Below are 3,638 nucleotides of genomic sequence, written 5' to 3' on the forward strand. Positions count from 1 at the left end.
GCCGAAGCCGAAGGTCTTGTCGAGGAACGCCCACAGGAACACGAACCCCGTGAGCAGGCGCAGCGACGCGAAGGCGTAGGCCCGCGCCGTGTGCGTGTCGGTACGAGCCGACACGGCGGACTCGGAGGTGGCGGCGGTCCGGTTCCCACGGAACAACGGCAGGTGGAACCCCGGGCTCCGGCGAGGATGCTCGTGCACGGCCATGGTGATGGTCCCTTCGGGGAATCGGGAATGTTCCGGTCGTTGTCCGACACCCATCACTCTGGTCGCGCCGGGCGAGCGTCGCCGGATGCCGAAGGTCCGCGGCGACGGGGCTGAACGGCCCTTTCCACAGAGCCGGTTGGGCTGCCGGTAAGGGGACCGCAGTGCCTGTAGGTTTCCTTCGCCCGGGTCCGCGTCTCGCGGCCGTCCGCCCCTCGGTGGATCCTGAGGTCACACGGCAGAAGGAGACTCATGGCAAGGAGCGCGGGCGGGCACGTTCCGGGGGACCGTCCGGCACAGGGGCTCGGCACTCTCCTCGGGCACCTCGCGCCCGGCGTCGGCATGCTCCTCGGCTACCGGCGCTCGTGGCTGAAGGGCGACCTGCTGGCCGGCGTGACCGTGGCCGCGTACCTCATCCCCCAGGTGATGGCGTACGCGGGCGTCGCGGGTCTGCCGCCGGTCGCCGGACTGTGGGCGATCCTGCCCGCACTCGCGCTGTACGCCGTGTTCGGCTCCTCACGCCTGCTGTCGGTCGGCCCCGAGTCGACGACCGCGCTGATGACGGCGACCGTGGTCGCCCCGCTGGCCGCCGGAGACCCGGACCGCTACGCCGCACTGGCGGCCGCCCTCGCACTCACGGTGGGCCTGCTGTGCCTGGTGGCGTGGGCGGTGCGGCTGGGGTTCCTCGCGGACCTGCTCTCCCGGCCCGTCCTGATCGGCTACCTCGCGGGCGTGGCACTGATCATGATCATGGACCAGCTGCCCAAGCTCACCGGCGTGAGCACGACGGGTTCCGCCTTCTTCGCCCAACTGTGGTCCTTCGTACGGCACCTGACGCAGGTCCACGCGGCGACGCTGCTGTTCGGCGCCGTCGCGCTCGCGTTCCTCTTCACCGTGGCGCGGTTCTTCCGGGCGGTCCCCGGCCCCCTGCTGGCCGTGGTGCTCGGCACGGCGGCCGTGGCCGTGTTCGACCTCGACGACCGGTACGGCATCAAGGTGATCGGCGAGGTCCCGTCGGGGCTGCCCGGCCTCGCCGTGCCCGACCTGACCGAACTCGCCAACCTGGTCCTCCCGGCCCTCGGAGTCCTCCTCGTCGGCTACACGGACTTCATCCTCACCGCGCGGGCCTTCACCGGCCGCTCCTCCGACGACCAGGGCCCCGGCCTCGACCCCAACCAGGAGTTCCTGGCCCTCGGTGCGGCGAACCTGGGTGCGAGCGCACTGCACGGTTTCCCGGTGAGCAGCAGCGCCAGCCGGACCGCACTCGCCGCCTCGGCGGGCGCCCGCAGCCAGGCGTACTCGCTGGTCGCCGGTGCGGCGGTCCTCGCGGTGCTGCTCTTCCTCAGCCCTCTGCTGACCCGCATGCCCTCGGCCGTACTGGGCGCGCTCGTCGTGTACGCCGCCGTCCGCATGATCGACCTGGCGGGCTTCCGCCGGCTGGCGTCCTTCCGCCGCCGGGAACTGCTGCTGGCCCTCGGCTGCCTGGCCGGGGTACTGGCTCTGGACATCCTGTACGGCGTGATCGTCGCCGTCGGCCTGTCGGTCGCGGAGCTGCTGGTCCGCGTGGCCCGTCCGCACGATGCCGTCGAGGGAGTGGTCCCCGGTGTGGCCGGCATGCACGACATCGAGGACTATCCGCAGGCCCGCACCATCCCCGGCCTGCTGGTCTACCGCTACGACTCGCCCCTGTTCTTCGCCAACGCCGAGGACTTCCGGCACCGGGCCCTGGCGGCAGTCGACGAACAGGAGGACCCGGTCCGCTGGTTCGTCCTCAACACCGAGGCCAACGTCGAGGTCGACATCACCGCCCTGGACGCCGTCGACGCGTTGCGACTCGAACTGACCCGGCGCGGCATCGTGTTCGCCCTCGCCCGCGTGAAGCAGGACCTGATGGACGAACTGGTCGCGTACGGACTGACGAAGTCGGTCGGCGCCGGTCTGGTCTTCCCGACGCTCCCCACCGCTGTCGCGGCGTACCGGGAGTGGAATCGCGCCCGGGGCGACACTCAGTAGGCCGACAGGGCCGGCAGCCCGTGCTCCCGGCGCCCGGCGCGGCGGAGTTCTTTCACGAGGCCGAGGGCCCGGCGCTCTCCTGCCCGGCGGGAACGAGCAGCACCGGGCAGTGGGCCCGATGCAGCAACGTCCGTGCCGGGGAACCGAGACGGCGGCCGAGCCCGCCCTGCTCGGGTCGGCAGGCGGCCACGACGAGGTCCGCCGTACGTGTGGCCTCCAGCAGCGTCTGCGTCGAGGTGGCGTCTTGGCTCCCCGTCCGGACAAGAGGATGCCGATCGCCGAGCGCCGCCGACGGGTCACCGGCCGGGAGGTACGACGCGGTCCACTCGCTCCGTCGATGCGGCACTGGCACCGGTACCGGGGTCCGATCCGCCGAGGACCGGAAGATCCGCAGTGAAGCCCCACGGAGTTCCGCTTCCTGGAAGGCGAACGCCGCCGTGTCCGCGTCGTCCTCGGCGTCGAGGACGAGCAGTACCTCGTTGTGCAGGTGCGGCGGAGAGTCGCCGCGTACGACCAGCAGCGGACCGGGCGCGTGCGCGGCCAGGCGCCGGCTCACCGAGCCGAACACCGTGCCCGCGAACCCGCCGAGACTCCGGCAGCCGACGACGGTCAGCGCGGCCTCGCGTCCGCGTTCCGCCAGGACGGCCGCCGAGTGTCCCTCGGCAGGGACGGTGACGACCGGCAGGCGCGGGTGGCGGTGGCCCACCCGTGAGGCGGCGGACGCCAGCACAGGGCCGGCTTCGTCGAGGTCGGGCACGGCGTACACGATCTCCAGCGTGGTGGCGCGCAGGGCTGCCTCGTCGGCGGCCAGGTCCAGTGCTCGAACGGCGATGACGGAGCCGTCCACCCCGACGACTACGTGACGTGCGGTCATGACTGTTCCCTCCCTTGGGCCGTTGGTGCCCGGAGCACCGTCACAGCACCGGTTCAGTCGTGCGGGACGACGGCGACGGGGCAGCCGACGTGGTGCAGCACCGCGTGCGTGACGGCGCCGACGTGAGTGCCGAGGTGGCTGTCCCGGGTCCGGCGCCCCAGGACGACGAGGGAGGCTCCGGACGACGCCCGCACCAGCGCGGTGGCGGGCCGTTCCTCGGAGACGGTCTCGACCACGGAGACCTCCGGGAACTTCTCGCACCACGGGCGCAGGGTCGCGACCATGGCGTGTTCCTGTGCCGCGATCAGCTCCGGCCCGGTCACCGGGGCCCACGGTCCGTCGGCCGGCTGGACCCGCGGCGTTCCGAATGCGTGGATCACGTGCAGCGTGGCGCCGCAGCGGCGTGCGGACTCGAAGGCGAACTCGATCACCTCGTCACTGGGTCGCCGGGTGTCCAGGCCGAGGACGACATCGCGACACGGGGTCTGGGGTATCTCCTCGGGCGAGACGCCGTCCAGGGTGGTGAAGTGTTCGTCGGCGGCACCCTCGC

3 protein-coding genes and 1 pseudogene are annotated in these 3,638 nt (G+C 72.2%); 1 reads left to right on the forward strand and 3 read right to left on the reverse strand.

Annotated features, from left to right (window positions below; all coding sequences use genetic code 11):
* Positions 1–204 (reverse strand): annotated as a pseudogene (locus O3Q52_RS50525) (hypothetical protein); the annotation flags it as partial.
* A 339-nt stretch (positions 205–543) separates the two neighbouring features.
* Here O3Q52_RS50525 and O3Q52_RS50530 point away from each other — a divergent pair.
* A complete protein-coding gene (locus O3Q52_RS50530; RefSeq protein ID WP_269655153.1) occupies positions 544–2,214 on the forward strand; it encodes a SulP family inorganic anion transporter in 1,671 nt (556 codons plus the stop codon).
* Between the two features lie 52 nt (positions 2,215–2,266).
* Here O3Q52_RS50530 and O3Q52_RS50535 read toward each other — a convergent pair whose 3' ends face one another.
* Both O3Q52_RS50535 and O3Q52_RS50540 read right to left on the reverse strand, forming a co-directional pair.
* Entirely contained in the window at positions 2,267–3,088 is an 822-nt protein-coding gene (locus tag O3Q52_RS50535; protein WP_269655151.1) for a universal stress protein, read from the reverse strand.
* A gap of 53 nt (positions 3,089–3,141) precedes the next feature.
* Positions 3,142–3,638 (reverse strand): universal stress protein (locus O3Q52_RS50540; RefSeq protein ID WP_269655152.1); only part of this gene is annotated, 497 nt, incomplete at its 5' end.

This window comes from Streptomyces sp. ActVer, from assembly GCF_027270795.1.
GTDB lineage: Bacteria > Actinomycetota > Actinomycetes > Streptomycetales > Streptomycetaceae > Streptomyces > Streptomyces umbrinus_A.